We start from the raw sequence: 23,879 nt of genomic DNA on the forward strand, positions 1-23,879 counted from the left end.
GCCTACTCGATGTCGCGGGGCTGCGAACCGTCGCCCTGACACTCCTTGAGGTGGTCACTGAGCGCGATCGTCAGCCGCTCCTCTGTCACCGCCCACACGTGCGTCACCGTGCACCAAGGGCACGTGCGCTTGCGCATGTCCACTGCCATGACCCCAGAGTACCGAGGAGCCACCGATGCCAGTCATGAACGTGACCAGGTTCGAACACTTCTTCCGCACCGCGGCGGGTCTCGACGTCGACAAGGACGATCTCAAGCGCTACAACGAGTTCGTCGACCGGAAGCTGCACGACCTGTACCTGATGGCCCAGGTCACCGCGAAGACGAACGCCCGTGACGTGCTGCAACCCTACGACTTCCCGATCACCAAGGGCCTGCAGGAGCGCATCCGCGAGTTCGAGGGGCTCTTCCCCGATCTCGAGGACGTGCTGGACAAGATGACGTCCCGGCCGCCGGACGTCGTGTTGTCCGACGAGGCCGAGGCCTGGGTGCCGCGGGTCGCGGGTGGCGTGAGCATCGGCCTCGCCCGCACGTTCAAGATCATCGAACCGGACCTGAAGAACCCGCAGACCCGGCACTGGGAGACGGCGTTCCGCCTGTTCGACCTCCTGCTGTGACCAGGCCGGCCCCGGGAAGTGCCGCAGTACGAGATCAGCCGAAAGGAGCAGGTGATCATGTCGGGTGAGGACTGGAAGGACGCGCTGGACGAACTGACCGCGCAGGCCAAGGGCAAGGTGGTCACGATCGAGGTGCTCGATCGCGAGTTCGGGGACCAGCACGAGGTGGAACGACTGCCGTTCGTCTACGCCACCTACGACCCCAAGGACGACGTCACGATCATCGCCGTCGGCGGGACCGCGCGGTATCCCGTCGTGCTGCGGCACATGGTGTGGCGGCCTGACGAGATCGACGTGGCCGACGGCCCGGTGCTGCGGGTCCTCGAGCCGGACGGGACGACCACGCTGGCGACGTTCTACGACGCCGGCTGAAACTCCCGCGGCAGCTGGGCCGTCACGTGCTCGAACTGCTCGTCACCGATCTCGTCGTGCACCGTGGTGAACACGGCGCGGACGCCGTCGGTGGTCTCGCGGACGGTCAGACCGGTGTGCTCGCTGACCCTGCGGACGAACTCGTCGAAACCGAACGTCTCCGCACGGCCGGCGGGCATCTCGTTCAGGGAGGGCGGCAGCAGACCGGCCAGGTGCCGCGTCTCGCCCGCGCTCAGGCGCTCGGCGAGCGTGCTCAGCGTGGACCTGGTCAGATCCGCGGCTTCCTCGCGGGACAACCCGGCGCGCTCCGCGACGGTGTGGAAGAACTCACGAGCTTCCATGGGACAGCTCCTTTCGCTCACCGCCGTGGTTTGCCCGTTCCACTCACCTCCGACACCTCGAAGGACAAGAGAGCCGCAACGCGTCCTCCACGGTCTCGTGCAACACCAGAAGGCCCTCCGCGCTCGCCTGTTCCAGTGCCACACCCACGTTCTCGTGCCGCTGCACCAGGCAGAGCCCGACCTGCCGAGATCTCAGCCTTTCCGTGAGCTTGCCGAGCAGTTCCACCGTGATGGGATGCACGTCGTAGCGCCCGGCCAGCTCGAGCACGATCAGGTCCGCCCCGCCGGCGATCTGCCTGCCGACCAGGGCCATGAGCCCGATGATGGCGCGATCGGGTGAGCCGCCGCAGATCCGCACGAGCCTGGCGCCCGGCCGGATGTCGTCCAGCGGGAGCACGATCACGTCGTACTGTTCCACGAACGGCTCCCTCACGCGCCGAGTGCCCGCGCCCCAGTCAACGACGCCGGGAATGCTTAGCCCAGCCGGAGGACGCAGAGTTCCGGCCGGAATGCGCAAGATCTATCGTCGATGGAGTGATCACGTTGTCGGCCTTCCCCGTCGCCCGAGCGACCGACGCCGACGAGGCCCGTATCGCCATCGAACGCGCCTACCTGCCGCACCGGCTCACCGTGCAGGATCCGTCGGCACAGCTCGACATGCGGCTCAACGCGGTCAAGGTCGGTGCCGTCACCGCCGGATACCTCCGCTACGGCGCGCCGGTCCGGCTGACGACGGTGGACGCCACCAACTTCCACGTCAACATCCCGCTCACCGGACGGTGCTCGCAGCGATGCGGATCAGCCGCGCCGGTGGAGTGCGACCTGGAGCGAGCGGCCGTCTTCACCCCGGGCCGCCCCGCCGACCTGCGCTGGGAACCGGGCTGCGGCCAGCTCTGCCTGATGATCGACCGCATCGAGGTGGAACGGGAACTGGAACGCCAGCTCGACCGGCCGCTCGGCGCCGCGATCGAGTTCGTGCCGGCGATGGACCTCACCACGCTCGCCGCGCGGACGTGGCTCGAGGTGCTGGAGCTGCTGGAACGGCCGGAGACGCACCACCCGTTCCTCGCAACGCACCTGCAGAACATGGTGATCGCGGGCCTGCTGCTCACCCAGCCGCACAACTACCGCGAGCAGCTGGACGCGCCGGAACGCCACGTCCCCGCGGCGATCCGGAAGGCGGTCGAGCTGATCTCCGACGCGCCGGAACGTCCGTGGACACCGGGCACGCTGGCAGCCGAGGTGTCCGTCAGCGTGCGGACGCTGCAGCACGGCTTCAGGCGGTCGTTCGACCTCTCCCCCACGGCGTACCTGCGGGAACTGCGGCTCGAGCGGGTGCACACCGACCTGCGCGCGGGCGGCACCGTCACCGGCGTCGCCGCACGCTGGGGCTTCTTCCACCACGGCCGGTTCGCCGCCGCCTACCGGCGCAAGTTCGGCTGCCTGCCCTCGGACACGCTGCCGGGGTGATCGCCGGTCGGCTGGGGCGCGGCTTCAGGACCAGGCGATCTCGCCATGGCGGGAGAGGAAGCGTCCGGTGCCGGCGCCGGGTCCCTCGGTGGCGAGGGCGACGATCGCGTCCGTGCCTTCGGTGACCGTTTGGGGGCCGCTGTGACCGTTGAGGTCGGTCGCGGTGTAGCCGGGGTCAGCGGCGTTGACGCGGATGCCCTGGAGCCCCTTGGCGTACTGCGTGGTCAGCATCGTCAGCGCCGCCTTCGAGGAGGTGTACAGCGGTGCGACGACGTGCGACTCGGGCCGGGAGGGGTCGTGGGTGAGGGCGAGGGAGCCCATGCCGCTGCTGACGTTGACGATCACCGGGTCGTCCGAGCGGCGCAGCAGCGGCAGGAATGCGGTGATGGTGCGGACGACCCCGATGACGTTGACGTCGAGGACTGCGCGGGCGTCGGCGGCGGTGAGGTCGCCGGGGTCGCCTACGGGGCCGTGGACACCGGCGTTGTTGATCAGGACGTCGATCCTGCCCTCGCGTTCGGCGACGTTCGCGGCAGCGGCGGCGACGGAAGCGTCGTCGGTCACGTCGATGGGGACGTGGCGTGCGCCGAGCGCGGCGGCGGCCTCCTCGCCCCGCTCGCGGTCGCGGGCCCCGAGCAGCACGGTGTGGCCGCACTCGATCAGACGGCGGGCGGTCTCGCGACCGAGCCCCTTGTTGGCTCCGGTGATGAAGGTGATCGTCATGCGTTCGACGATCACCCCGATGAGAGACGCGGTCCAGGGACGCTTCGACGGTAGGAAGACCTGTACCACCCTCGCGCCCACCCGCACGACCGGAGATGCAGGAAGATGGAGATCATGTCGACGATCCCCGGAACCGGGCTGGGAGCGATGATCCGCACGTGGCGGGACCGGCTGCCCCCGTCGGCCGCCGCGCTGCCGGTGGCCCGAGGGCGCCGGGCAGCCGGGCTGCGACGCGAGGAACTGGCCGACCTGGCCGGGGTGTCGGTCGACTACGTCGTGCGCCTGGAGCAGGGGCGGGCCACCACACCCTCGTCGTCGGTGGTGGCATCCCTGGCGCGCGCACTGCAGCTGTCCACCGCCGAGCGGGACCACCTGTACCGGCTGGCCCGGCTCGTCCCGCCCGCGAACGACGCGATCTCCGACCACCTGCCTCCCGGCATGCAGCGGGTGCTCGCCCGGCTCGGGGACGTGGCGGTCGCCGTGTTCGCGGCGGACTGGCAACTGGTGTGGTGGAACCGCGGGTGGGCCGGCCTGCTGGGAGACCCCTCCGCCTCGCCGCCGCGGCTGCGCAACTTCGCCCGCGACAGGTTCCCGGTGGACGGCGGCCCCGTCCACCTCGCACTGTGGCCGGTGACCGAGCAGGACCGCGACGCCACCGACGCCGCCGTCGTCTCCGACCTGCGCCGCGCCACCGGCCGCTTCCCCCAGCACACCCGCTTGGCCGTGCTGATCCGCGAACTGAGCGCGGGCAACAGGAGGTTCGCCGAGCTGTGGACCACCGGAGAGGTGGCCGCGCACCGCGAGGACCACAAGACGATCGACCACCCGTCGGTGGGCCCGATCACGGTGGACTGCGACGTCCTGACCGACGGCGACTCCGAGCTCAAGATCGTCATCATGACCGCCGTGCCCGGTAGCGAGGACGAGACCAAGCTCCAACTCGCCGCCATCGCCGGCCCACTGGCCACTGCGCACAACTGATCCTGCCCGCGTCGAACGCCTGATCAACAAGCTCGAGGCGTGGCCACCCGATACGACAAGACCTGGGACAGCTAGTCGCGTTCGTCGGACCTGCAAGAGCCGGCGGCGTTCTGATCGTCCGGGCAGCGCACCGACGCGAACACCGTCTTGCCTCCGCCCGGCAGAGGCCGGGTGCCCCACGCGCGGGCGAGGTTGTCGACGACCACGATGCCGCGACCTCGGTCGCACCCCAGTCGTGATCGCCCGTACACGGGTTGTGCCGGTGACCTGTCGTCAACTTCGATCGTGACCTCGCATCCTGCGTTCTGCTGCAGGATGCGGAGCCGGCCGGTCCCAGGCGTGTGGTCCAGGACGTTGCTGACCAGTTCGGTGACGATGAGCAGCACGTCGTAGCGGTGGTCCTCGCCGAGATCGCGCAAGGTGCCGGCGACGTGGCCGCGCAACGCCGACAACGCGATGGCCGGCTCGACCTCCAAGTCGAGCACCACGGACGCCGGGCCTTCGTCGACGGTTTTCACGGGCTCCTCCGCCTGGGGAATGCACGGATTCGCACGTGCCGGCCGCACGCTACCCGCGCAGCGCATCCGGAGACGGAAAGATCGTTTTAAACCTCACTTTGGAGCAATCTGGCCGCTCCACACGGCGGTAGTCGTTCTGCCTCGCGGCCTTTGCGTGCGCTGCCCATGTGTTTGATCCACTATTTGTTCCGGGTAAGAAGCTGCAGTGCGCCGACCCGGTGATGGAGGCATCATGAGCGCGACTGACGACGCGAGATTCAGAGCACTGGCCGATACCCTCAGCAGTGTTGCGCGGATGCTGCAAGCGGAACCGGACGTGGACACGACGCTGCGGGCGATCGTCAAGGCAGTCGTCGACTACGTCCCTGGCGCCGAACACGCCGGCATCTCGCTGGTCGAAAGCGGCAAGATCCGCACCGTGGCACCGACGAGCACCATCGTCGAGACCATCGACCAGCTGCAGTACGACCTTCACGAAGGTCCGTGCATCGACGCGATCGCCAAGCACCGGACCTACCGCGTCGGCAACGTCGCCGCCGAGCCCCGCTGGCCCGCGTTCGGTCCGGCCGCGGCCGAGAACGGCATCCATTCGTTGCAGTCCTACCGGCTGTTCGTGACAGACCGCACCCTCGGCGCGCTCAACCTCTACTCGTCCCGTTTCAACGCCTTCGACCAGCACACCGAAGAGGACGGTCAGCTCTTCGCCACCCACGCCGCGATCGCCCTGGTCGGCGCGCAGCGGGAGGCACAGCTCGACGTGGCCATCGAGAACCGCGACATCATCTCCTCGGCCAAGGGCATCCTGATGGAGCGCCACGACCTCGACGACGCGTCCGCCTTCCGGATGCTCGTGGAAGCCTCCCAGTCGACCAACGTCAAACTGCACCACGCCGCGACGTGGCTCGTCGAGAACCGCCGCGACCGCTAGCCGGGTTCGCGTGTCGAAGATCTTGGTGCTGGGCATCCCTCTTCTGACCAGACGAGCGAGGAGGCAGTGATGCAGGGCGATGTGGAGACCTACCACGAGAACGGAACCTGGAAGAACAAGGTCGAGGGCAACTCGCAGGCCTCCAGCACGCACGACACCAAGGACGAGGCCATCGCCAAGGGCCGTGAGATGGCCGCCGCGCACGGAGTCGAGCACATCATCCGCAACATGGACGGCACGATCAGCGAGAAGAACACCTACCCGCGGAGCAGCGACCCCCGCAACATTCCCGGCTGAGGCGCGTCGCGCTACGACGGCTGAATCAGCTGGACCGATTCGTAGATCCCTTTGCACTCGACGGTGGGTGTGACGCCGCGGCTGAAGAACACCGTCGGTGGCACGCCCATGATCACGCGGAATTCCGCGGTCATGTGCGAGTGGTCGTAGTAGCCGGCCTCGATCGCCAGCTCGGACCACGGCCTGGTGGGCCCGTGCGCGAGGATGGACCTGACGCGTTCGATCCGGGCGAACCGCTTGGGCGACAGGCCGACGCTGTCCACGAAGACGTTGCGCAGGTGGCGTTCGCTGACGTGCAGCCGTTGTGCGCTGGCCTGTACGTCGCTTGTGGACAGCAAGTCTGCGGCTTTGCCCACCGAGTCGCCATTCCTGCTCAGGCCGACGGACATGTCCTCGATCAGCGCCTCCAGGAACTGTGCCGGGTCAGACCGCTGGCCGACCGGCTCTTCGCGTCGGATGTCGCGCAGCGGGACGACGCGGTCGACAAGATCACGGACGGAACGACCGAGCAACAGTTTCGCCGCGCCTGGTTGCAGCCGGACCTTCGCACACGACGGGCCGGGTGTGCCCCGGTAGTACAGCGCGCGCGTGCGTGGCCCGATGACCATCAGCTCGGGTTTCTCGCCGGGCGCTGTGCGCAGGGCCAGCGTTGTGGCGGTGTCCGGTTCATCGCGCACGATCGTCTCGGCGCTCGCCGACGATGTGGTGATCCCCGCGATCCACGGGCGCAACCGCGGCGCCACTTCGACAGAACGCTCTTCCAGCACCTCTCCACTGTGCCGGAATTTCATAGAACCGCGCAGCGCTCGCCGCGAGGATTCTGATCATGATCCTGGTCACGGGTGCCACGGGCACCATCGGAAGCGAAGTGGTCAAGCAGCTGGCCGAGCGAGCGGTGAAGGTCCGCGCGATGAGCCGCCGGGAGATCGAGATTCCCGGCGCCGAGATAGTCCAGGGCGACTTCGAGAACCCGCCTTCGCTGATCGAGGCGATGTCCGGTGTGGAGGGTGTTCCTGGTGACCGCGCCGCAGAAGCCGGTCATCGACCACGACGAGGCGGCCGTGCTGGCCGCACGGGCGGCAGGTGTCCGGCGGCTGGTGAAACTGTCCGCGATCAGCGCCTCCGAGCCGGGCAGCTGGCACCACCGCAGCGAACAGCCCACTCGGGACAGCGGGCTCGGCTGGACCGTTCTGCGGCCAGGCTCCTTCGCCTCCAACCTGCTCCACTACGCGCCGATGATCAAGAACGGCGACCCGGTGCCGAACTGGACCTCGGCAGGCGCCATCGGCGTGATCGATCCGCGCGATGTCGCCGCCGTGGCAACGGAAGTGCTCACCTCGGCTGACCACACAGGACAGGAATACGTGCTGACCGGGCCGCAGCTGCTCACGTTCGACCAGCAGATCGCCGTCCTGAACGAGGTGCTGGGCAAGGAGATCAGGACTCAGCACGTGGCGTTGGATGCCGCGCATCACATGATGCTCCGCGACGGGACGGCCCCGGAGACCGCGAAGGAGTCGGTCGCGGGGATGGCCGGCCTCGCCGAGGGCAGGTACGCGTTCCTGACCGACGAGGTGCCGAAGATCTTGGGCCGTCCGGCGACCAGCTTCGCCGCGTGGGTGCACGCCCACCAGGAGGCGTTTCACTAGGTGCAGCAGCAGTTGTCGCCGGGCGCTCAGTCACGCACGCGAATGACGGTCTTCCCCTTGCGCCTCTCGGCCGGGTTGAGCACGGGGATGGCGTCGTCCAGGGTCGCGACGGTGCCGATGTGGGTGCGAAGGCGCCCGTCTCGCACCCGGTCGACGATCTCCGTCAACTGACTCGGGACGGACTCGACGACGAAGTCGACCGCGAGGCCGTCGACGGGGCGAGCCTGCGCAGGTCCGACCACCGACACCAGCGTCCCGCCAGGCCGGATGATCGCCGCCGACCGCCTTTGGACGTCACCGCCGATGACGTCGAAGACCAGATCGACTCCACCGATGTCGGCGAGATCCTCGTTGCCGAGGTCGATGAACTCGTTCGCACCGAAGTCGAGTGCCGCCTGACGGTCCGCTGCCCGCCCGGTACCGATGACGTAGGCACCGAACTCGCGGGCGAGTTGCGTGACCACAGACCCGACCGCGCCGGCCGCGCCGTGCGCGAGGACGCTCTGCCCCGCTCGAAGACGACCGTGCTGGAACAAGCCCTGCCACGCGGTCAGGCCGGAGATCGGCAGGCTCGCCCCCACCGTGAAGTCGACGTCGCCCGGCAGCGGTGCGAGGTTGCGCGCCTCGACAGCCACGTACTCGGCCAGGGTCCCGTCGCGATGCCAGTCCGTGATCCCGAAAACCCGCTGCCCCAACGAGAGTCCCGTCGTGCCGTAGCCGAGAGAGGAGACCACCCCGGCGAACTCGTGGCCGATGATCGCCTGCGTGCGAGCGCCACCAGAGCGATCGGTCCACGTCGAGGGCCACTCCCATTCCGCTGGGACGAAGCCTGACGCACGAACTTCGACGACGACGTCGTTGATCGCCGGCGTCGGCTCAGGACGCTCCACGAGCGTGATCCCGGCTGCTTGCGCGGCCTGATCTGTCGCAACGATTGCCTTCATCAGTACCTCCGCCTAATTTTTTGGGCTAGCCAGCCCACTATCGACAGTAGACACGCTTTGCTTATGGGCTGTCAAGCCCAATCTGAGCTATCGTGAGCGTCATGGACGCCACGACGGAAGCTCGGGTGCCGCAGAAGCTCACGAGCAAGGGGCAGGCGACTCGAGCCCGCATCCTCGAGCACGCCGCGGAGCTCATCTACACCCACGGAGTGCACGCGACGAACAACGAGCAGCTCCGTCGCGCGGCAGGCATCAGCGGGTCACAGCTCAACCATTACTTCCCGACCAAGGAAAGCCTCGTCCTCGCGGTCATCGAGTGGCAGGCAGAACGCGTCCTCACGTTCCACCGAAGTGAGCGGTTCACCCACTTCGACAACCTCGAGTCGCTTCGGGACTGGGCCGGCTACTACATCGCCTACGAGCGCTCCTACCAGGAAGGGTGCAGCCTCGGCTCACTCGCCAGCGAGATCATCAAGACAGACCTCGACATGCGCGCGAAACTCGCGAACGCGTTCGAGCAGTGGCGAGACATCTTCCGGGACGGACTCGAGCGGATGCACCGCCTCGGCCGAATCAGCGCCGAGGCGGACCCCACCCGGCTGGCTCATCTCCTGCTCTCCGCATTTCAGGGCGGCATGCTCCTCGCCCAGGTCACGCGAGACATCGCCCCTCTGAAAGACGCCTTGGGGGCAGCCATCGACCACGTTCAGACGTTCGCCATCTGACGAGTCCCGCCGTGGTAGCACGTTGGATCTGGAAGGGACACGAACCATGGGACTGGTCATCTGCGACATGTCGATCTCGCTCCATGGCTACGTCACCGGCCCGAACGCCAGCCGCCAGAACCCGTTCGGGGACGGCGCTGGCTGCCTGCACGACTGAATGTTCAAGGACCCGACCGACGCCGACCGCGTGCTGATCGACGTGGCGGTCATGGACGCGAACTGGCGCGAGGAAGTTCGCGCCGAGGTCATCCGGCGCGTTCTCGCCGCGATGGCCGATTCCTGTGGGCTCCAGAAGCCCTCCCCTTCCTGGTGGGTCAACTTCCGCGTCATCGACGAGGGCAGCTGGGGCTCGAGCGGGGACGTCCTGTCGATCCTGTCCCTGCTGGGCACCGGCGTGTTCACCGAGGAGAAGACGAAGGCCATCCGGGCGGTGATGGGTAGCTGACGCGTGTGCCGGCTACCGCTGAGGCGAACGAGCTTGGGCTCGGAATCGATTGGGTATTGAGAAGACGCCGTGCGCGCGCGTTCGTCACGGAAGGCCCACCTCCGGGTGGTCCGGCCTGGACCGGCACGGGGCGTTGAACACTCCAGCGCCCCGTGCCGATCCGGTTTCGCGACATGGCACCCGATTGCGATCCGGCTGCGAATCATCGGTAGCCGTACGATGCGTCGAGCGTGCGTCAAGCAGCTGGCGCCGTGGACTCCACCTTGGTTGACGAAGGAGCACCGCGGCATGGACGACTACTTGATGCCGGAACCCGTCCGCTCCCCAGCGGACGATCGGCCTGATCTGCTCGCACGTCTGGACGAGACCACTGAGGCGCTGGCGGTTCTGCGGGACGCGTTCACCGGCGAGGAACCGCTCGACAACGCGTTGCAGAGGCTTGCGGAAACCGCGGCCAGGGCGATCGCCGACGCGGACGCCGTGACCGTGTCCGTCATGGCGCCGGATCGGCCGCGCACCGCGGGCGCCACCGACTCGCGGCTGGTCAGCGTCGACGAGAAGCAGTACAGCGCCAATCGCGGGCCCTGTCTCGAGTCCGCGCGGACGTTGAGACCCGTGCGCGCGGTAGTGGGTCAGCACCGTGACACGTGGCCTGAGTTCGAGGCGGTCGCCTTCGAGCTGGGAATCTGCGCGTACCTCTCAGTTCCCGTCGTCCTGCCGGCTTCGGACACCTCGGAAGCGCGTCTCGTGGGAACGCTCAACATGTACAGCCGCACGGCGGCTGCGTTCGACCCGTTCGACGAAAGCCTCATGCTGCTGTTCACGACGGCCGCGTCGGCGACCATCGCCAACGCCCAGCGGTGGCAGGACGCTCAGGACAGGGTCCAGCACCTGGAGCGCGCCCTCGAGTCACGTGCGTCGATCGAGCAGGCGAAGGGTGTGCTGATGGCCGTGCACGCCTGCACCGCCGACGAAGCGTTCGCCAGGCTCGTCGAACAGTCGCAGCACCAGAACGTCAAGCTTCGCGACGTGGCCCAGAACCTGCTCGAGTCGGTTCGGCACTCCTGAACATCTCGTTTGGTCCAGTAATGTCAGCCGGGTTCCTGAGGCGCGCTTGAACGAACAGGTCACCTCACCCCGTGGTTTCCCGCCATGCCGTGGAGGCACCAGGAAATGACCGTCACCACCACGCCGAGAGCCGTCGACCTCCCGGAGCTCCGGCAGTTGCTCGCCGGCCTCACCGCGGTCCGCGACGGGGACTTCGGCATCCGGCTGCCGGACGACTCCGACGGTCTGCTCGGCGAGATCGCCACCGTGTTCAACGGCATGGTCGATCAGCTGTCGCAGTTCACGTCCGAAGTCACCCGCGTCTCCCGGGAGGTCGGCACCGAGGGCAACCTGGGCGGCCAGGCGGACGTCAAAGGCGTCTCCGGCACCTGGAAGGACCTCACCGACTCGGTGAACGCGATGGCGGGCAACCTGACCAGCCAGGTCCGCGACATCGCCCAGGTCGCCACCGCGGTCGCCAGGGGCGACCTGAGCCAGAAGATCGACGTCGACGCCCGCGGCGAGATCCTCGAGCTCAAGAACACCGTGAACACGATGGTGGACCAGCTGTCCAGCTTCGCGGACGAGGTCACCCGCGTGGCGCGCGAGGTGGGCAGCGAAGGCCGGCTGGGCGGGCAGGCGGAGGTGCCCGGCGTCGGCGGGGTGTGGCTCGACCTCACGAACTCCGTGAACTTCATGGCGGGCAACCTCACCGACCAGGTCCGCAACATCGCTCAGGTGACCACGGCGGTCGCGCGCGGTGATCTCAGCCAGAAGATCACCGTCACCGCGCGCGGCGAGATCCTGGAGCTCGCGAACACCATCAACACGATGGTCGACCAGCTCTCCTCCTTCGCCGACGAGGTCACCCGCGTCTCCCGCGAGGTCGGCACCGAGGGCGCGCTGGGCGGCCAGGCGGACGTGAAGGGCGTGTCCGGCACGTGGCGCGACCTCACCGACTCGGTGAACTTCATGGCGGGCAACCTCACCGCGCAGGTGCGGTCCATCGCTCAGGTGGCCACCGCGGTCGCGCGAGGTGACCTGAGTCAGAAGATCACCGTCACCGCACGCGGCGAGATCCTGGAGCTCAAGAACACCATCAACACGATGGTCGACCAGCTGTCGTCGTTCGCCGACGAGGTCACGCGCGTCTCGCGCGAGGTCGGCACCGACGGCCGTCTCGGCGGTCAGGCGGACGTGAAGGGTGTCTCGGGCACCTGGAAGGACCTCACCGAGTCCGTCAACGTCATGGCGGACAACCTGACCGCGCAGGTGCGGTCCATCGCCCAGGTCACCACGGCGGTGGCGCGAGGCGATCTGTCCCAGAAGATCCGGGTCGACGCACGCGGCGAGATCCTGGAGCTCAAGGAGACCATCAACACGATGGTCGACCAGCTGTCCGGCTTCGCCGACGAGGTCACCCGCGTCTCCCGCGAGGTCGGCACCGAGGGCAACCTGGGCGGCCAGGCGACCGTGCGCGGTGTCTCCGGCACGTGGAAGCACCTGACGGACAACGTGAACGTCATGGCCTCCAACCTGACCAACCAGGTGCGGTCGATCGCGCAGGTCGCCACGGCGGTCGCGCGCGGCGACCTGTCCCAGAAGATCACCGTGGAGGCCAAGGGCGAGGTCGCCGCGCTGGCCGGCGTGATCAACACGATGGTCGACACGCTGTCCGCCTTCGCCGACGAGGTCACCCGCGTGGCGCGCGAGGTCGGCACCGAGGGAATGCTCGGCGGCCAGGCCAGGGTGCCGAACGTGGCCGGCACGTGGAAGGACCTCACAGACAACGTCAACTTCATGGCGAACAACTTGACCAACCAGGTCCGCAACATCGCCCAGGTCACCACCGCCGTCGCGCAGGGCGACCTGACGAAGAAGATCGACGTCGACGCCCGCGGCGAGATCCTCGAGCTCAAGACGACGATCAACACGATGGTCGACCAGCTCTCCAGCTTCGCCGCCGAGGTGACCCGCGTGGCCCGCGAGGTCGGCAGCGAGGGCCGCCTGGGCGGCCAGGCGGAGGTCGAGGGCGTCTCGGGCACGTGGAAGCGGCTGACCGAGAACGTCAACGAGCTCGCCGGGAACCTGACCAGGCAGGTGCGCGCGATCGCCGAGGTGACCAGCGCGGTCGCCGAGGGCGACCTGACCCGGTCGATCAAGGTCGAGGCCTCCGGTGAGGTGGCCGAGCTGAAGGACAACATCAACTCGATGGTGGAGTCGTTGCGCGACTCCACGAAGGCCAACGAGGACCAGGACTGGCTGAAGTCGAACCTGGCGCGCATCTCCGGGCTCATGCAGGGCCGCCGGGACCTGGCCGTGGTCGCCGAGCTGATCATGGACGAGCTGACGCCGCTGGTGTCGGCCCAGTTCGGCGCGTTCTACCTGGCCGACGACGCGGACGACCACCAGGAGCTGCGGCTGATCAGCTCCTACGGTCATCCCGCCGACGGGCCGCGGGTGACGCGGTTCCGGTTCGGTCAGTCGCTGGTGGGGCAGGCTGCTCGCAGCCGCCGCACGATCGCGGTGGACGAGATGCCCGCCGACTACGTGGCCATCACCTCGGGGCTCGGCCGCACGGCGCCGGTGAACCTCGTCGTGCTGCCGATCGTGGTGGAGGACCAGGTGCTCGGCGTGATCGAGCTGGCGTCGGTGCACCGGTTCACCGACATCCACCGAGACTTCCTCGAGCAGCTGATGGAGACCATCGGCGTCAACGTCAACACCATCATCGCCAACGCCCGCACCGACGAGCTGCTCGCCGAGTCGCAGCGACTGGCCAGCGAGCTCCAGTCGCGGTCGGGTGAACTCCAGGTGCGGCAGGAGGAACTGCAGCGTTCGAACGCGGAACTGGAGGAGAAGGCGGCACTGCTCGCCACCCAGAACCGCGACATCGAGGCGAAGAACCTGCAGATCGAACAGGCACGCCAGGAGCTGGAGACCCGCGCGCGGGAACTCGCGCTCGCGTCGAAGTACAAGTCCGAGTTCCTGGCGAACATGAGCCACGAGCTGCGCACCCCGCTCAACAGCCTGCTGATCCTCGCCCAGCTCCTCGCCCAGAACCCCAGCCGCAACCTCACGCCCAAGCAGGTGGAGTACGCGGGCATCATCCACTCCGCCGGTTCGGACCTGCTGCAGCTGATCAACGACATCCTCGACCTGTCCAAGATCGAGGCGGGCAAGATGGACATCACGCCCGAGCGCGTCTCGGTGCGGCAGTTGCTGGACTACGTCGAGGTCACGTTCCGCCCGCTCACCTCCCAGAAGGGACTGAGCCTGGAGCTCGCCACCGCACCCGGCACGCCGGCGGAACTCGTCACCGACGACACCCGCCTGCAGCAGGTGCTGCGCAACCTGGTCTCCAACGCGGTGAAGTTCACCGAGACCGGCGGCGTGGAGCTGTGCATCGAACTCGCCGAAGCGGATCAGCTGCCGACCGCGGTGCGCGAGCACGGCCCGGCGATCATGTTCCGGGTCAGCGACACCGGCATCGGCATCGCCGAGCACCAGCTGGAGTCGATCTTCGGAGCGTTCCAGCAGGCCGACGGCACCACCAGCCGCAAGTACGGTGGCACCGGACTCGGCCTGTCGATCAGCCGTGAGATCGCCTACCTGCTCGGCGGCTCGATCACCGCGGAGAGCACCCTCGGCAAGGGCAGCACGTTCACCCTGTACCTGCCGGTGCACCGCACGGACTTCCCGGAAATCGCGCGGGAGCAGGACGAGCAGAAGGTGCTCGCCGCGCCTGCCGAATCCGCTCCCCCGAACGTCAACGGGCACAAGCGCAGGCTGCTCGTGATCGAGGAACGGCCGCAGGGCCTGCTCTCGCTGGTCGCCCAGAGCGCCGTGACCGACCTGTCCACGAGCAACGACCCGCGCGGCCCGGTCGAGGTGATCACCGCGGTCGGCCGGGAAGAGGCTGCGGTGGCACTGGCCACCGAACCGTGCCACTGCGTCGTGCTGGAGCTCGACATGCCGGATGGCGCGGCACTGCGTTTCCTGGAAGCGCTCGACGGCGACACCGCGGCGCGGTCCATTCCCGTGCTGGCGCACAACAACCGGCGGCTGTCCCCCGAGCACGAGCGGCAGCTGCAGGCGCGCAGCGGCACCAGGCCGCTGGAGTTGCTGTCCAGTTTGGACGAACTGCGGGAGCGGATCGCCTTGCACCTCAACGCCGAGGGACCGGGCGACGTGCTGCCCCTGGTGCGTCCGGAGCAGCAGCGGCACCAGGAGCCGGCCCACCGGGGCAACGGCACGCTCGCGGACAAGACCGTGCTGATCGTCGACGACGACACCCGCAACCTGTTCGCGCTCAGCAGCATCCTGGAGTTGCACGGTGTGCGCGTCCTGCACGCGGAGAACGGCAGGGAGGGCATCGACACGCTGGTCGGGCATCCGGAGATCGACCTGATCCTGATGGACGTGATGATGCCGGAGATGGACGGGTACGCCGCCACGACGGCCATCCGCGCCATGCCGGACCACGCGCAGCTGCCGATCATCGCCGTGACCGCGAAGGCCATGCCGGGTGACCGGGAGAAGAGCATCGCCTCCGGTGCCAACGATTACGTCACCAAGCCCGTCGACGCCGACGACCTGGTCTCGTGCGTGCGAAGGTGGATGCACTCCCGGTGATCACAGACCACGCCGGCGTCGACCGGCTCGCCACCACAGTCGATCGCCTGCGGCGGGAACTGGACGAGAGCCAGGCCGCCGCGGACGGCAGGGCGCTGGTCGAGCTCGCGAAGGGCGTGCTCGTGGAGCGGCTGCGCTGCGGGCCCGCCGACGCCGCGGAACAGCTGGCCCGGCTCGCCACCCGCGCCGGCATCACGCAGCTCGAGCTCGCCGTCGAGATCATCAACGAGGTGTCCGGCGACGGGCTCGTCGCGCCGGTGGCGGCCGGCGAGCACGACGCCAGTGCCGCGGTCCGCCTGCGCACCGCACAGAGCGGCGCACTGCACGCGGGCGACACGCAGTCCGTGGCGCAGTCGCTGTTCACGCACGCGCTCAGCCCGCTGGGTGCCGTGGCGGTGGCGATCTGGTCGGCGGGAGCGGACTCCTCGCTCACCCTCGTCGGACACGCCGGGTTCAGCACGGGCGAAGCGCAACGCTGGCGCTACGTCCCGCCCGGTGTCCCGACGCCGGCCCGCCGGGCGCTGGCCGAACGCGAGACTGTGTGGATCGACGACCTCACCCGGTCAGGACTGCCGTCCGTCGGGAGCGACCTGCCCGGCCGCGTCGCCGTCCCCGCGGGCACCGGCGGCCGGATCACCGGCGTTCTGGAGATCTGCTGGCCCGCCGCGCTCGAGCCACAACCGCTGAGCGTGCACAAGCAGGTGGAGGCGATGGCCGAGCTGTGCGCCAGCACGCTCGACGTGACGGTGCCCGAACCCCTCGCGTCAGCGCCGTCCGAACTCGCGGACCTCGCCGACGGGCTGCTCGACCCGGCACTAGTGCTCGGTCCGGAGATCTCCCCCGACGGCACGCTCGCCGACTTCCGCGTGCACCACGTGAACGACCGGTTCGTGGACATCGCGGGCAGGCCGCGTGTCGCCGTGGCCGGCAAGTTACTGCTCGAGGCTTATCCGCTGGCCGCGGCCGAAGGCGACCTGTTCGACAAGATCGAGCACGTCCACGCGACCGGCGAACCGTTCCGCGCGGAACGCATCCGGCTGGCCGCGCTCGTCGACGAAGTGCCGCTGACGGTCACCGCGAGCGTGAGCATCACCCGCCACGGCGCGCTGGTGCTGGTCGTGTGGCGAGTGCAGAACGAGGCGGCACGCCTGGCGAACCTCCTGCAGCACGCCCAGCGTCTCGGCCGCATCGGAGGGTTCGAGGAGGAACCCCGCACCGGCACCGTGATCTGGAACAGCCAGCTGTACGCCCTCTACGGCCTGCAGCCCGGCACGGATCCCGTCCCGCTGTCGGCCATCACGGCCCATGCGCACAGCGACGACGTGCCCGCGCTCAACGGGTTCCTCCGCAGCGTCCTGCACGACCACAGGCCCGCGTCGGCGGCGTTCAGGTTGCAGCGCACCGACGGCATGACCCGGCACGTCCGCGTGGTCGCCGAACCCGTCCTCGACTCGCAGGGCACGCTCGTCGCGATCCACGGCGCGTACCAGGACGTGTCGGCCCAGCACTGGACCGAGGTGGCGCTGTCGGCGACCCAGGACCAGCTGGCCATCACCGCGCAGGAAGCCGCTGAGCGCAACAAGCTCACGCTGCAGCTGCAACAGGTGATCATGCCGCCGACCCACCCGACGATCGACGCGTTCGGGCTGCAGATCGCCGTGCGCTACCGGCCTGCCGCGCAGGAGGAGCTGGTCGGTGGCGACTGGTACGACGCGGTCGTGCTGCCGACCAAGCAGGTGCTGGTAGCGGTCGGCGACATCACCGGCCACGGCATCAAGGGCGCGACCGGAATGGTGGTGCTGCGCAACGCATTGCGCGGGCTCGCCGCGACCGGCGCCGGACCCGCGCAGGTGCTCACCTGGCTGAACCTGGTCGCACACCACCTGACCGACAACATCATCGCCACCGCGATCTGCGGCCTGTACGACCCGCACACCCGCGTGCTGCGCTGGGCTCGCGCCGGCCACCTGCCTCCGGTCCTGATCCGCGACGGCCGCGGCGAGCTGCTGCCGATGCTGCCGGGCCTGCTGCTCGGAGCGGTCGCGGAGGCGTCCTATGTGGAGGGTGAGGTGCTCCTGGAACCGGGAGACACGCTCCTGCTCTACACCGACGGCCTGATCGAGCGCCGGGACGTGCCGCTGGACGAGTGCCTCGAACGGCTGTGCGCCGCGGTCACCGGTCCCCCGCCGGCGCTGGAGGACCTGCTCGACCACCTGCTCGACACCAGCGAGTCGAACACCGATGACGACACCTGCATCGTGGGGGTGCAGCTACCTTGACCGTGGCGGAGGCACCGGGATGAGTGATCCACAACTCTCCTCACTGGTCGACGACCTGCCGGTCGTCGTGTGGGAGGCCGACTCGGGCACCCGCCTGCTCACCTTCGTCTCCGGTTCCGTCGAGCACCTGCTCGGCCATCCCCCCGCGCACTGGCTCGGCACTCCCGGTTTCTGGGCCTCCGTCACGCATCCCGACGACCGGGAGGAGTGCGAACGCCTGCGCTGGCTCGGGGACGCCGACTACGAGCTGGTCTACCGCGTCACCACCGGGTCGGGAGATCTGGTGTGGTTGCTGGAAAAGGCACGCGTGCACGGCTCACGCCGCAGTGGCGTGCTGATCGACGTGACCGCACGGCAGGCCGCCGCCCAGCGGGAGCGGTTCCTCGACCTGCTCGACCGCGAGTCGCAGCGGCTGGACGACGCCGAAGAGCTGATGGCGCTCGCGACGAGGCTGCTCGGCGAGCACATGGGCGTGGACCGGTGTGCGTACGCCCGTGCCGAGGCCGACGAGAACCACTTCGTCATGAGCGGTGATCACGCGACCGGCCTGCCGCCGCTGCCCGGACGGTTCGCGATGCGCGAGTTCGGCAACGGCTGCCTGGCCGCGATGCGCGCGGGCGAACCGTGGGTGGTCGCCGACTCGCTCAGCGATCCGCGGCTGGACGCGGAAGACCTGGCGGCGTACCGGCTGACGGGCATCCGCGCGGTGATCTGCCTGCCGTTGCTGCGCCGTGGGCGGTTCGCGGCCGCGATGGCCGTGCACCAGGCAACGGTGCGCCACTGGACACCGGACGAGATCGATCTGGTCTCGGTCGTGGTGAACCGGTGCTGGGAGTCCATGCAACGCGCCCACGCGGACAACGCGTTGCGCGACAGCGAACTGCGCCACCGGCAGCTCGTCGAGCGAGCCACCGACGCGATCTGGCTGCTCGACCACGACACGCGGTTCGTCGCCGTGAACCCGGCGACGACCGACCTGCTCGGCTACGCGCCCGAACAGCTGCTCGGCACCCCGGTCGCGGACGTCGTGGAGGGCGGCCTTCCCGCTGAGGAGTCCACCCCACACGTCGTGACCACGCGCTGCGCGGACGGCACGTCGATCGCGCTGGAACTCAGCGTCCAGCGCACCCCGACCGGTCTGCAGGCGATCGGCCGGGACGTGACCGAGCGGCAACGCGCCGAGGCAGAGCGCGAACTGCTGCTGCAACGTGAACACGAGATCGCGGCCGCACTGCAGGAAAGCCTGCTGCCACGCGAACTTCCCGCGCTACCCCGCCTAGCGGCCGCCGCCCGCTACCTACCGGCCGCCCAGCACTCCCAGATCGGCGGCGACTGGTACGAGGTGGTCCCGATCGGAGCCACCCGCGTAGGCCTGACCGTCGGCGACGTGGTCGGCAAGGGCCCCGCGGCCGCGGCCGTCATGGGCCAGCTGCGCAGCGCTCTCACCGGCTACCTGCTAGACGGCCACTCCCCCGCCGAGTCCCTACGGCGCCTCGACGCGTTCGCCGCCCGCGTGAACGGCGCGGCCGGCAGCACGTGCAGCTGCCTGATCTTCGACTGGAGCACCGGCGAACTGTGCTGGGCAGCAGCCGGACACCCACCACCCCTGGTGCTGGAGCCGTCCGGCGCGCGCCTGCTCGCGTCGTCGCCCGGCCCGGTGCTCGGCGCGGGCGGCCCGGCACTGGTACACCACCAGCAAACCGCGCTCCCCCAAGGCGCCTCGGTCGTGCTGTACACCGACGGCCTGGTCGAACGCCGCGGCGAGGTCCTGGACCAGGGCCTGCGCAGGCTGGTGGAACTCGTGGACGACGCGGCAGACCTCGCCCCCGAGGCGCTGGTATCGCGAATCGTCACCACGATGCTGACGGACGGCCAGTCCGACGACGTGGCGCTGGTGGTGGCACGGCACCTACCCGCACCGCTGCTCCGCCACGTGCCGGCGTCGTCTCACGAACTGACCGGCCTTCGTCGCGCCGCCACGGCCTGGGCCCAGGTGGCCGGCCTGTCCGAAGACTCGACGTACGACCTGGAACTGACCCTGGGAGAGGCCGCGGCCAACGTGGTCGACCACGCCTATCCGGACGGCGGCGGGACGTTCGACGTCTCGCTCGAGTGCACGGGGCGGGGCGTCCGGGTGACCGTGGCCGACAGGGGGCGCTGGCGTCCGGCACCCGCGGATCCCGGAACGCGGGGGCGAGGCCTGCCGCTCATCCGCAAGATCGGTGAGCACGTCGAACTGGTTACGGACGTGGGTGGGACGACGATCCGTTTCCACGTGCCTGCCGTGCCGGACACGCGCACCTTTGTGCATCCTGTGGAGCACGCTGCGGTGAGCGGGCTTGCGGATGGGGTGGATGATCGGGTTCAGCTGATCCTGCTGACCGGTGACCTCGATTCCGCGACGGTGCAGGATGTGCGGAATCCTCTGCTGGCTCGGATCGGCGCGTCTGACAGTCGGCCGGTGGAGGTCGATCTGTCTGGGCTCGAGTACCTCTCCAGTTCAGGCATCGCGTTGTTGTTGGAAGCCGCCGAGGTCGCAAAGGGACATGGACGGCTGATGACCGTGGTGGCTGCTTCGCGTGGGGGCCCGGCCCGGATTCTGGAACTGTCCGGGATAGCCCACCTCACCAGGTGATCGTCGACGAAACCGAACGTAACGACGACCCCGGCGATCGAGGAGCCGGCTAATGATCTGTCCGATACGCGCGACATAGACCGCGTGGCACAGGCATCCTCGTGGCGGTCCGATGCGGTGTGGGCTTCGGTGGCCGCTGAACTCCGCAGTCATCTGCAGCGCGGGTTTCGCGGGCTGCTCACCGAGGACGTGCTGCGGTTCGCCACCGCCAGATCCTTGGTAGCAGGCGGTGTCGAGGCAGCAACGTTGTGGGTCGAGGCTCCGCACCCGGCGTTGAAGGGCCTTCGCGTCGATCTGGCGGTGGGACGGCCTCGACCGAAGGCGTTGATCGAGTTCAAGTTCCCTCGGGAACCGCACCAGATGAATGCGCCGTGGACGATGGCTCTGGGTGAGGTCCTGAAAGACTTCTACCGACTGGCCACCTATCCCGGCGACGTTGATCGGATTTTCGTCTACGTCGAGAGCAACCGCCTGCGCAGTTACATGGCCGGCGCAGCACAACGCTACGGCGTCGACCTCGACACCGACGCGGTCGAACTCATACCCGCCGTCGTCGCGGCCCTACCTCCAACGGCCCTGGGAAGCATCGGTACCTATCTGGCCGGACATCACGTCACAGCGACTCGTCTCGCGGCCATCCCCATCGACGACACCCTGCGCCTGACCATCTACGAGGTCGCCCCGCACACCAACGAGCGGACCGAAGGCAGTCCCGAGCCGAAGCGACCGACGCCGTTGGTGGAAGCGGCCGGGACGGCCAGCGGCATCGCCCCTGCGACGCGCGCCATCAGGGAGGGTGCACGACGTGAGATTCTCGATGCGGTTCGAGCAGTGCTGACCAGGTCTGGCGCCTCGACGTTCACGCTGGCCGAGATCGTCACCGAGATGTCTCGCCGGAACACGGGCTATGCCGACAGCACCATCCGCACGATGGTCACCTCGCTCCTCTGTCGCAACGCCCCCGACCATGCCTCAATCACCTACGACGACTTGGAACGCGTGGGCCGCGGCATCTACCGGTTGGCGACGGACTGAACCTGGTGCCGTCAGGCAGGCGCGATCAGCGAGAACTCGTCCTGGCGGGGCCTCATCGAGGGCTGGTGACGGCCCGACAACGGGAGGACCAGGCGACGATCACCAACCTGCAGGACCGCATGGTGCAGCCGCACGTTTTGAGCGCGTTCGCAGGGTTCGCGCACCACCGTTCGCCAGTCCACGCAGTCGAGCGGCTTGCCGGGCTCGAGTTCTGACCGCAGGAGCGCGACTTCGTCCGGCCCCGAGGGATCCCAGCCGAGCTCTGCCAGACTGCAGAACATTCCCCACGAGTCGACACCGCGATAACGGCGCCTTCGCATCTTCTTGCGCCCAGGCAGCCGCGCGCCGGGTGGTGCGTAAGGCACCTTGTCCCCCGATACCAGCATGGGAGGGCCGCCGAAGACGACCTTGGACGGTTCACGCTGGCCGAAGTCGACCCAGGCCACCCAAACACGGTCAGCATTCGGATGGCACCGCACCTCAATGACCTGTGCCACCACGACTCCGTCAGTCACGGCGCGCGAGCCTAACGTAGACCACAGAGGGGGAAACGGAGGCTCGCCACGACCGGTTCAAAGGTGTGCGGCGCCCGCCCATAAGGCCTCAAACGCTTGCCGGGCCGACCCCACGCGATCACTACCCATCAGCATGTCCAGGTTGGACTCGTTGTTCGGACGGACGACATAACCGAGCTGCCCGTCGTCGTCCACGTACCCGGCGAACTGCTCGTAAAGCAGGGGTTCAGCGTGGATCAACGATTCGACGTCCAGCTGATAGAACACGGCATATGCCATCACCGGCTGCTCGGTACGCCGGAACGTGCAGTTCTGGTACACGTGATCCGAACCGGCGTGGCTCCTGAGCAACGCGCGGAACCTGGATACCAGGTCGTCCTGCGCATCAGGATTCCCCGTGAGCAGAAATCGGTATTTGCAACCCTTTTGCAAGTTCTGCGCCACCGTGTGCAGGAACTGTCCTGGCGCGGCGACACCGCCTTCCATGCTGATCACGTTGAAGCCCAGGTTGAGAGGCATGATGTCCGCCGCGATGCAGTACCCCTCCAGCCGCAGCGCCTCGTCGTCGAGGATCAGCCCCTCTCCCACCGCGGTTCCGAGCTCCTGAGCGGTGGTTTCGATGCGCTCGGCGAGAAGCCTCCCCAGCCTGGCGACCAGGGCGGACTGCCTGCTGGCCTTGGCCCTGACCTCGCTCAGTGCGTGGTCGACGTATCTCGCGAGCGGACCGTGGTCCACCGTGGCCCCGGTAGGCTCACCGTGGACGAGGTAATCCAGGCTGACGCCGAAGAAGTCGGCGAGCGCCACCAGCTTCTGCAGGGTCGGCCTCGTCTGGTTGCGGGTGTACTGCGACAACGCGGCCGCGCTGATGCCGACGGCGTCGTGGATCGGGCGTCGATTTCTGCTGTACTCGCTCCGCGCGATCAGGTGCGTGAGCACCTCGCCCAGCTTGATTTCCCGAGCCGTCACTTCACCCTCACCTCCGGCCGCAGCCACACTTCCCCCGACCGGGTGCAGGACGAGTTAAGTACAGCTTAACGCCCGAAAAGGCGCCCAGAAAGGACATCTTGACTGGTGGGCGCGCTGCCTCATACTGACATTCAGAATTGGGCGGCTTGACCGAAGTCGGGACGGTGGTCGCAATGTTCGTGTTGATCTTTTTTGTCGGCGCATTGCTCGGACTGCTCATCGGAGTGGTGGCCTGCGTCCGTTACGTTCGACAGGAAATGACCGCCCGGATCGCCCCGACGATGACCCTCATGCAATTGCAGTTGGAGAACGTGCAGTCGTCGGTCAACCTCGCGCTGGCCACCTGGCACGCCGATGTGCACACGAGTCACACCGTGCGGTCGAGCACTGCGGAACTGCCCCGGCCGTAGCGGGAACCGGTCCCGCGGCGAGGGAGGACGCCGCGGGACCGCAAGGGGGTGTCACACGGGATTCAAAGCTCGAAGGTCACACCAGCGTGTCGTCCACGAAGCACCAGCGCCAGGTCTCCCCCGGCTCGAACGAGCGGATGACCGGGTGCCCCTCGTCGGCGAAGTGCTTCGAGGCGTGCTTGGCGGGCGACGAGTCGCAGCAGGCGACCTTGCCGCAGCTCAGGCACAGGCGCAGATGGACCCACCTGCCGCCGACGGCCAGGCAGTCCTCGCACCCGTTCGGCGTGGTGGGAGTGGGCTCTGGACCCAGCTCGGCGACGTGTTCGCAAGTAGTGGCCACGGCACGAA

Annotated in this window: 25 protein-coding genes and 1 pseudogene; 16 read left to right on the plus strand and 10 right to left on the minus strand. The window is 68.4% G+C overall.

Annotation, left to right across the window (positions count from 1 at the left end; translation table 11 throughout):
* Nucleotides 1–2 precede the first annotated feature (2 nt).
* Entirely contained in the window at nucleotides 3–149 is a 147-nt protein-coding gene (locus tag ABZ345_RS05930) for a hypothetical protein (RefSeq protein WP_359843414.1), read from the minus strand.
* Between the two features lie 26 nt (nucleotides 150–175).
* On the opposite strand from ABZ345_RS05930, the gene ABZ345_RS05935 reads away from it, so the two are divergent.
* Nucleotides 176–616: a DUF1931 family protein gene (locus ABZ345_RS05935; protein WP_359843415.1), complete on the plus strand. Its 441-nt coding sequence runs from the start codon at nucleotides 176–178 to the stop codon at nucleotides 614–616.
* Between the two features lie 57 nt (nucleotides 617–673).
* A complete protein-coding gene (locus ABZ345_RS05940) occupies nucleotides 674–988 on the plus strand; it encodes a DUF5335 family protein (RefSeq protein ID WP_359843417.1) in 315 nt (104 codons plus the stop codon).
* Here ABZ345_RS05940 and ABZ345_RS05945 read toward each other — a convergent pair.
* Entirely contained in the window at nucleotides 973–1,329 is a 357-nt protein-coding gene (locus tag ABZ345_RS05945; protein ID WP_359843419.1) for a DUF2267 domain-containing protein, read from the minus strand. The genes ABZ345_RS05940 and ABZ345_RS05945 overlap by 16 nt on opposite strands.
* A 43-nt stretch (nucleotides 1,330–1,372) precedes the next feature.
* Nucleotides 1,373–1,747, minus strand: coding sequence for a hypothetical protein (locus tag ABZ345_RS05950; RefSeq protein ID WP_359843421.1), 375 nt, complete (start codon nucleotides 1,745–1,747; stop codon nucleotides 1,373–1,375).
* 116 nt (nucleotides 1,748–1,863) lie between these two features.
* Between ABZ345_RS05950 and ABZ345_RS05955 the strand changes: the two genes are divergently transcribed.
* A complete protein-coding gene (locus ABZ345_RS05955; RefSeq protein ID WP_359843422.1) occupies nucleotides 1,864–2,799 on the plus strand; it encodes an AraC family transcriptional regulator in 936 nt (311 codons plus the stop codon).
* A gap of 24 nt (nucleotides 2,800–2,823) precedes the next feature.
* Here ABZ345_RS05955 and ABZ345_RS05960 read toward each other — a convergent pair whose 3' ends face one another.
* The gene (locus ABZ345_RS05960; RefSeq protein WP_359843424.1) at nucleotides 2,824–3,522 is read right to left on the minus strand and encodes an SDR family NAD(P)-dependent oxidoreductase; all 699 of its coding nucleotides are present in this window, start codon (nucleotides 3,520–3,522) and stop codon (nucleotides 2,824–2,826) included.
* A 105-nt stretch (nucleotides 3,523–3,627) separates the two neighbouring features.
* On the opposite strand from ABZ345_RS05960, the gene ABZ345_RS05965 reads away from it, so the two are divergent.
* On the plus strand, nucleotides 3,628–4,503 hold the full coding sequence (locus ABZ345_RS05965) for a helix-turn-helix transcriptional regulator (protein WP_359843426.1): 876 nt from the start codon (nucleotides 3,628–3,630) through the stop codon (nucleotides 4,501–4,503).
* Nucleotides 4,504–4,574: 71 nt separating this feature from the next.
* Here the strand turns inward: ABZ345_RS05965 and ABZ345_RS05970 are convergent, their stop codons facing one another.
* The gene (locus tag ABZ345_RS05970) at nucleotides 4,575–5,021 is read right to left on the minus strand and encodes an ATP-binding protein (protein ID WP_359843428.1); all 447 of its coding nucleotides are present in this window, start codon (nucleotides 5,019–5,021) and stop codon (nucleotides 4,575–4,577) included.
* Nucleotides 5,022–5,316: 295 nt separating this feature from the next.
* Here ABZ345_RS05970 and ABZ345_RS05975 point away from each other — a divergent pair, with 295 nt between their 5' ends.
* Nucleotides 5,317–5,949 carry a GAF and ANTAR domain-containing protein gene (locus ABZ345_RS05975; RefSeq protein WP_359843430.1) on the plus strand — a complete coding sequence of 211 codons (633 nt, stop codon included), beginning with the start codon at nucleotides 5,317–5,319 and terminating at the stop codon, nucleotides 5,947–5,949.
* Between the two features lie 69 nt (nucleotides 5,950–6,018).
* Nucleotides 6,019–6,246, plus strand: a complete 228-nt coding sequence (locus ABZ345_RS05980) for a DUF2188 domain-containing protein (protein WP_359843432.1) — start codon at nucleotides 6,019–6,021, stop codon at nucleotides 6,244–6,246.
* Nucleotides 6,247–6,257: 11 nt separating this feature from the next.
* On the opposite strand, the gene ABZ345_RS05985 is transcribed toward ABZ345_RS05980, so the two are convergent.
* The gene (locus ABZ345_RS05985; RefSeq protein WP_359843434.1) at nucleotides 6,258–7,013 is read right to left on the minus strand and encodes a helix-turn-helix domain-containing protein; all 756 of its coding nucleotides are present in this window, start codon (nucleotides 7,011–7,013) and stop codon (nucleotides 6,258–6,260) included.
* Nucleotides 7,014–7,072: 59 nt separating this feature from the next.
* Between ABZ345_RS05985 and ABZ345_RS05990 the strand changes: the two are divergent.
* Together ABZ345_RS05990 and ABZ345_RS05995 are read left to right on the plus strand one after the other, a co-directional pair.
* Nucleotides 7,073–7,246, plus strand: a pseudogene (locus ABZ345_RS05990) (NAD(P)H-binding protein); the annotation flags it as partial.
* 16 nt (nucleotides 7,247–7,262) lie between these two features.
* On the plus strand, nucleotides 7,263–7,895 hold the full coding sequence (locus tag ABZ345_RS05995; RefSeq protein ID WP_359843436.1) for an NAD(P)H-binding protein: 633 nt from the start codon (nucleotides 7,263–7,265) through the stop codon (nucleotides 7,893–7,895).
* Nucleotides 7,896–7,921: 26 nt separating this feature from the next.
* Here the strand turns inward: ABZ345_RS05995 and ABZ345_RS06000 are convergent, their stop codons facing one another.
* Nucleotides 7,922–8,839 (minus strand): NADP-dependent oxidoreductase, encoded by a 918-nt coding sequence (locus ABZ345_RS06000; RefSeq protein WP_359843437.1) that lies wholly within the window; start codon nucleotides 8,837–8,839, stop codon nucleotides 7,922–7,924.
* Nucleotides 8,840–8,940: 101 nt separating this feature from the next.
* Between ABZ345_RS06000 and ABZ345_RS06005 the strand changes: the two genes are divergently transcribed.
* From ABZ345_RS06005 to ABZ345_RS06035, 7 genes are all read left to right on the plus strand, one after another.
* On the plus strand, nucleotides 8,941–9,564 hold the full coding sequence (locus ABZ345_RS06005) for a TetR family transcriptional regulator C-terminal domain-containing protein (RefSeq protein ID WP_359843439.1): 624 nt from the start codon (nucleotides 8,941–8,943) through the stop codon (nucleotides 9,562–9,564).
* 157 nt (nucleotides 9,565–9,721) lie between these two features.
* Nucleotides 9,722–10,009, plus strand: coding sequence for a hypothetical protein (locus ABZ345_RS06010; RefSeq protein WP_359843441.1), 288 nt, complete (start codon nucleotides 9,722–9,724; stop codon nucleotides 10,007–10,009).
* Between the two features lie 288 nt (nucleotides 10,010–10,297).
* On the plus strand, nucleotides 10,298–11,077 hold the full coding sequence (locus ABZ345_RS06015; protein ID WP_359843443.1) for a GAF and ANTAR domain-containing protein: 780 nt from the start codon (nucleotides 10,298–10,300) through the stop codon (nucleotides 11,075–11,077).
* Between the two features lie 105 nt (nucleotides 11,078–11,182).
* On the plus strand, nucleotides 11,183–15,691 hold the full coding sequence (locus tag ABZ345_RS06020) for a HAMP domain-containing protein (protein WP_359843445.1): 4,509 nt from the start codon (nucleotides 11,183–11,185) through the stop codon (nucleotides 15,689–15,691).
* Entirely contained in the window at nucleotides 15,688–17,970 is a 2,283-nt protein-coding gene (locus ABZ345_RS06025) for a SpoIIE family protein phosphatase (protein WP_359843447.1), read from the plus strand. The genes ABZ345_RS06020 and ABZ345_RS06025 overlap by 4 nt, the downstream gene beginning before the upstream one ends.
* A 19-nt stretch (nucleotides 17,971–17,989) precedes the next feature.
* Nucleotides 17,990–20,605 (plus strand): SpoIIE family protein phosphatase, encoded by a 2,616-nt coding sequence (locus ABZ345_RS06030; protein ID WP_359843449.1) that lies wholly within the window; start codon nucleotides 17,990–17,992, stop codon nucleotides 20,603–20,605.
* Nucleotides 20,606–20,794: 189 nt separating this feature from the next.
* On the plus strand, nucleotides 20,795–21,640 hold the full coding sequence (locus ABZ345_RS06035) for a hypothetical protein (protein ID WP_359843451.1): 846 nt from the start codon (nucleotides 20,795–20,797) through the stop codon (nucleotides 21,638–21,640).
* An 11-nt stretch (nucleotides 21,641–21,651) separates the two neighbouring features.
* Here ABZ345_RS06035 and ABZ345_RS06040 read toward each other — a convergent pair whose 3' ends face one another.
* Nucleotides 21,652–22,155: a hypothetical protein gene (locus ABZ345_RS06040; protein ID WP_359843453.1), complete on the minus strand. Its 504-nt coding sequence runs from the start codon at nucleotides 22,153–22,155 to the stop codon at nucleotides 21,652–21,654.
* 57 nt (nucleotides 22,156–22,212) lie between these two features.
* Nucleotides 22,213–23,121: a helix-turn-helix domain-containing protein gene (locus ABZ345_RS06045; protein ID WP_359843455.1), complete on the minus strand. Its 909-nt coding sequence runs from the start codon at nucleotides 23,119–23,121 to the stop codon at nucleotides 22,213–22,215.
* A gap of 146 nt (nucleotides 23,122–23,267) precedes the next feature.
* Here ABZ345_RS06045 and ABZ345_RS06050 point away from each other — a divergent pair, with 146 nt between their 5' ends.
* A complete protein-coding gene (locus tag ABZ345_RS06050; protein WP_359843457.1) occupies nucleotides 23,268–23,531 on the plus strand; it encodes a hypothetical protein in 264 nt (87 codons plus the stop codon).
* A gap of 76 nt (nucleotides 23,532–23,607) precedes the next feature.
* Here ABZ345_RS06050 and ABZ345_RS06055 read toward each other — a convergent pair whose 3' ends face one another.
* A complete protein-coding gene (locus ABZ345_RS06055; protein ID WP_359843459.1) occupies nucleotides 23,608–23,871 on the minus strand; it encodes a UBP-type zinc finger domain-containing protein in 264 nt (87 codons plus the stop codon).
* Between the last annotated feature and the right edge of the window lie 8 nt (nucleotides 23,872–23,879).

The organism is Lentzea sp. NPDC005914 (assembly GCF_040629405.1).
In the GTDB taxonomy this organism is placed as follows: Bacteria; Actinomycetota; Actinomycetes; order Mycobacteriales; family Pseudonocardiaceae; genus Lentzea.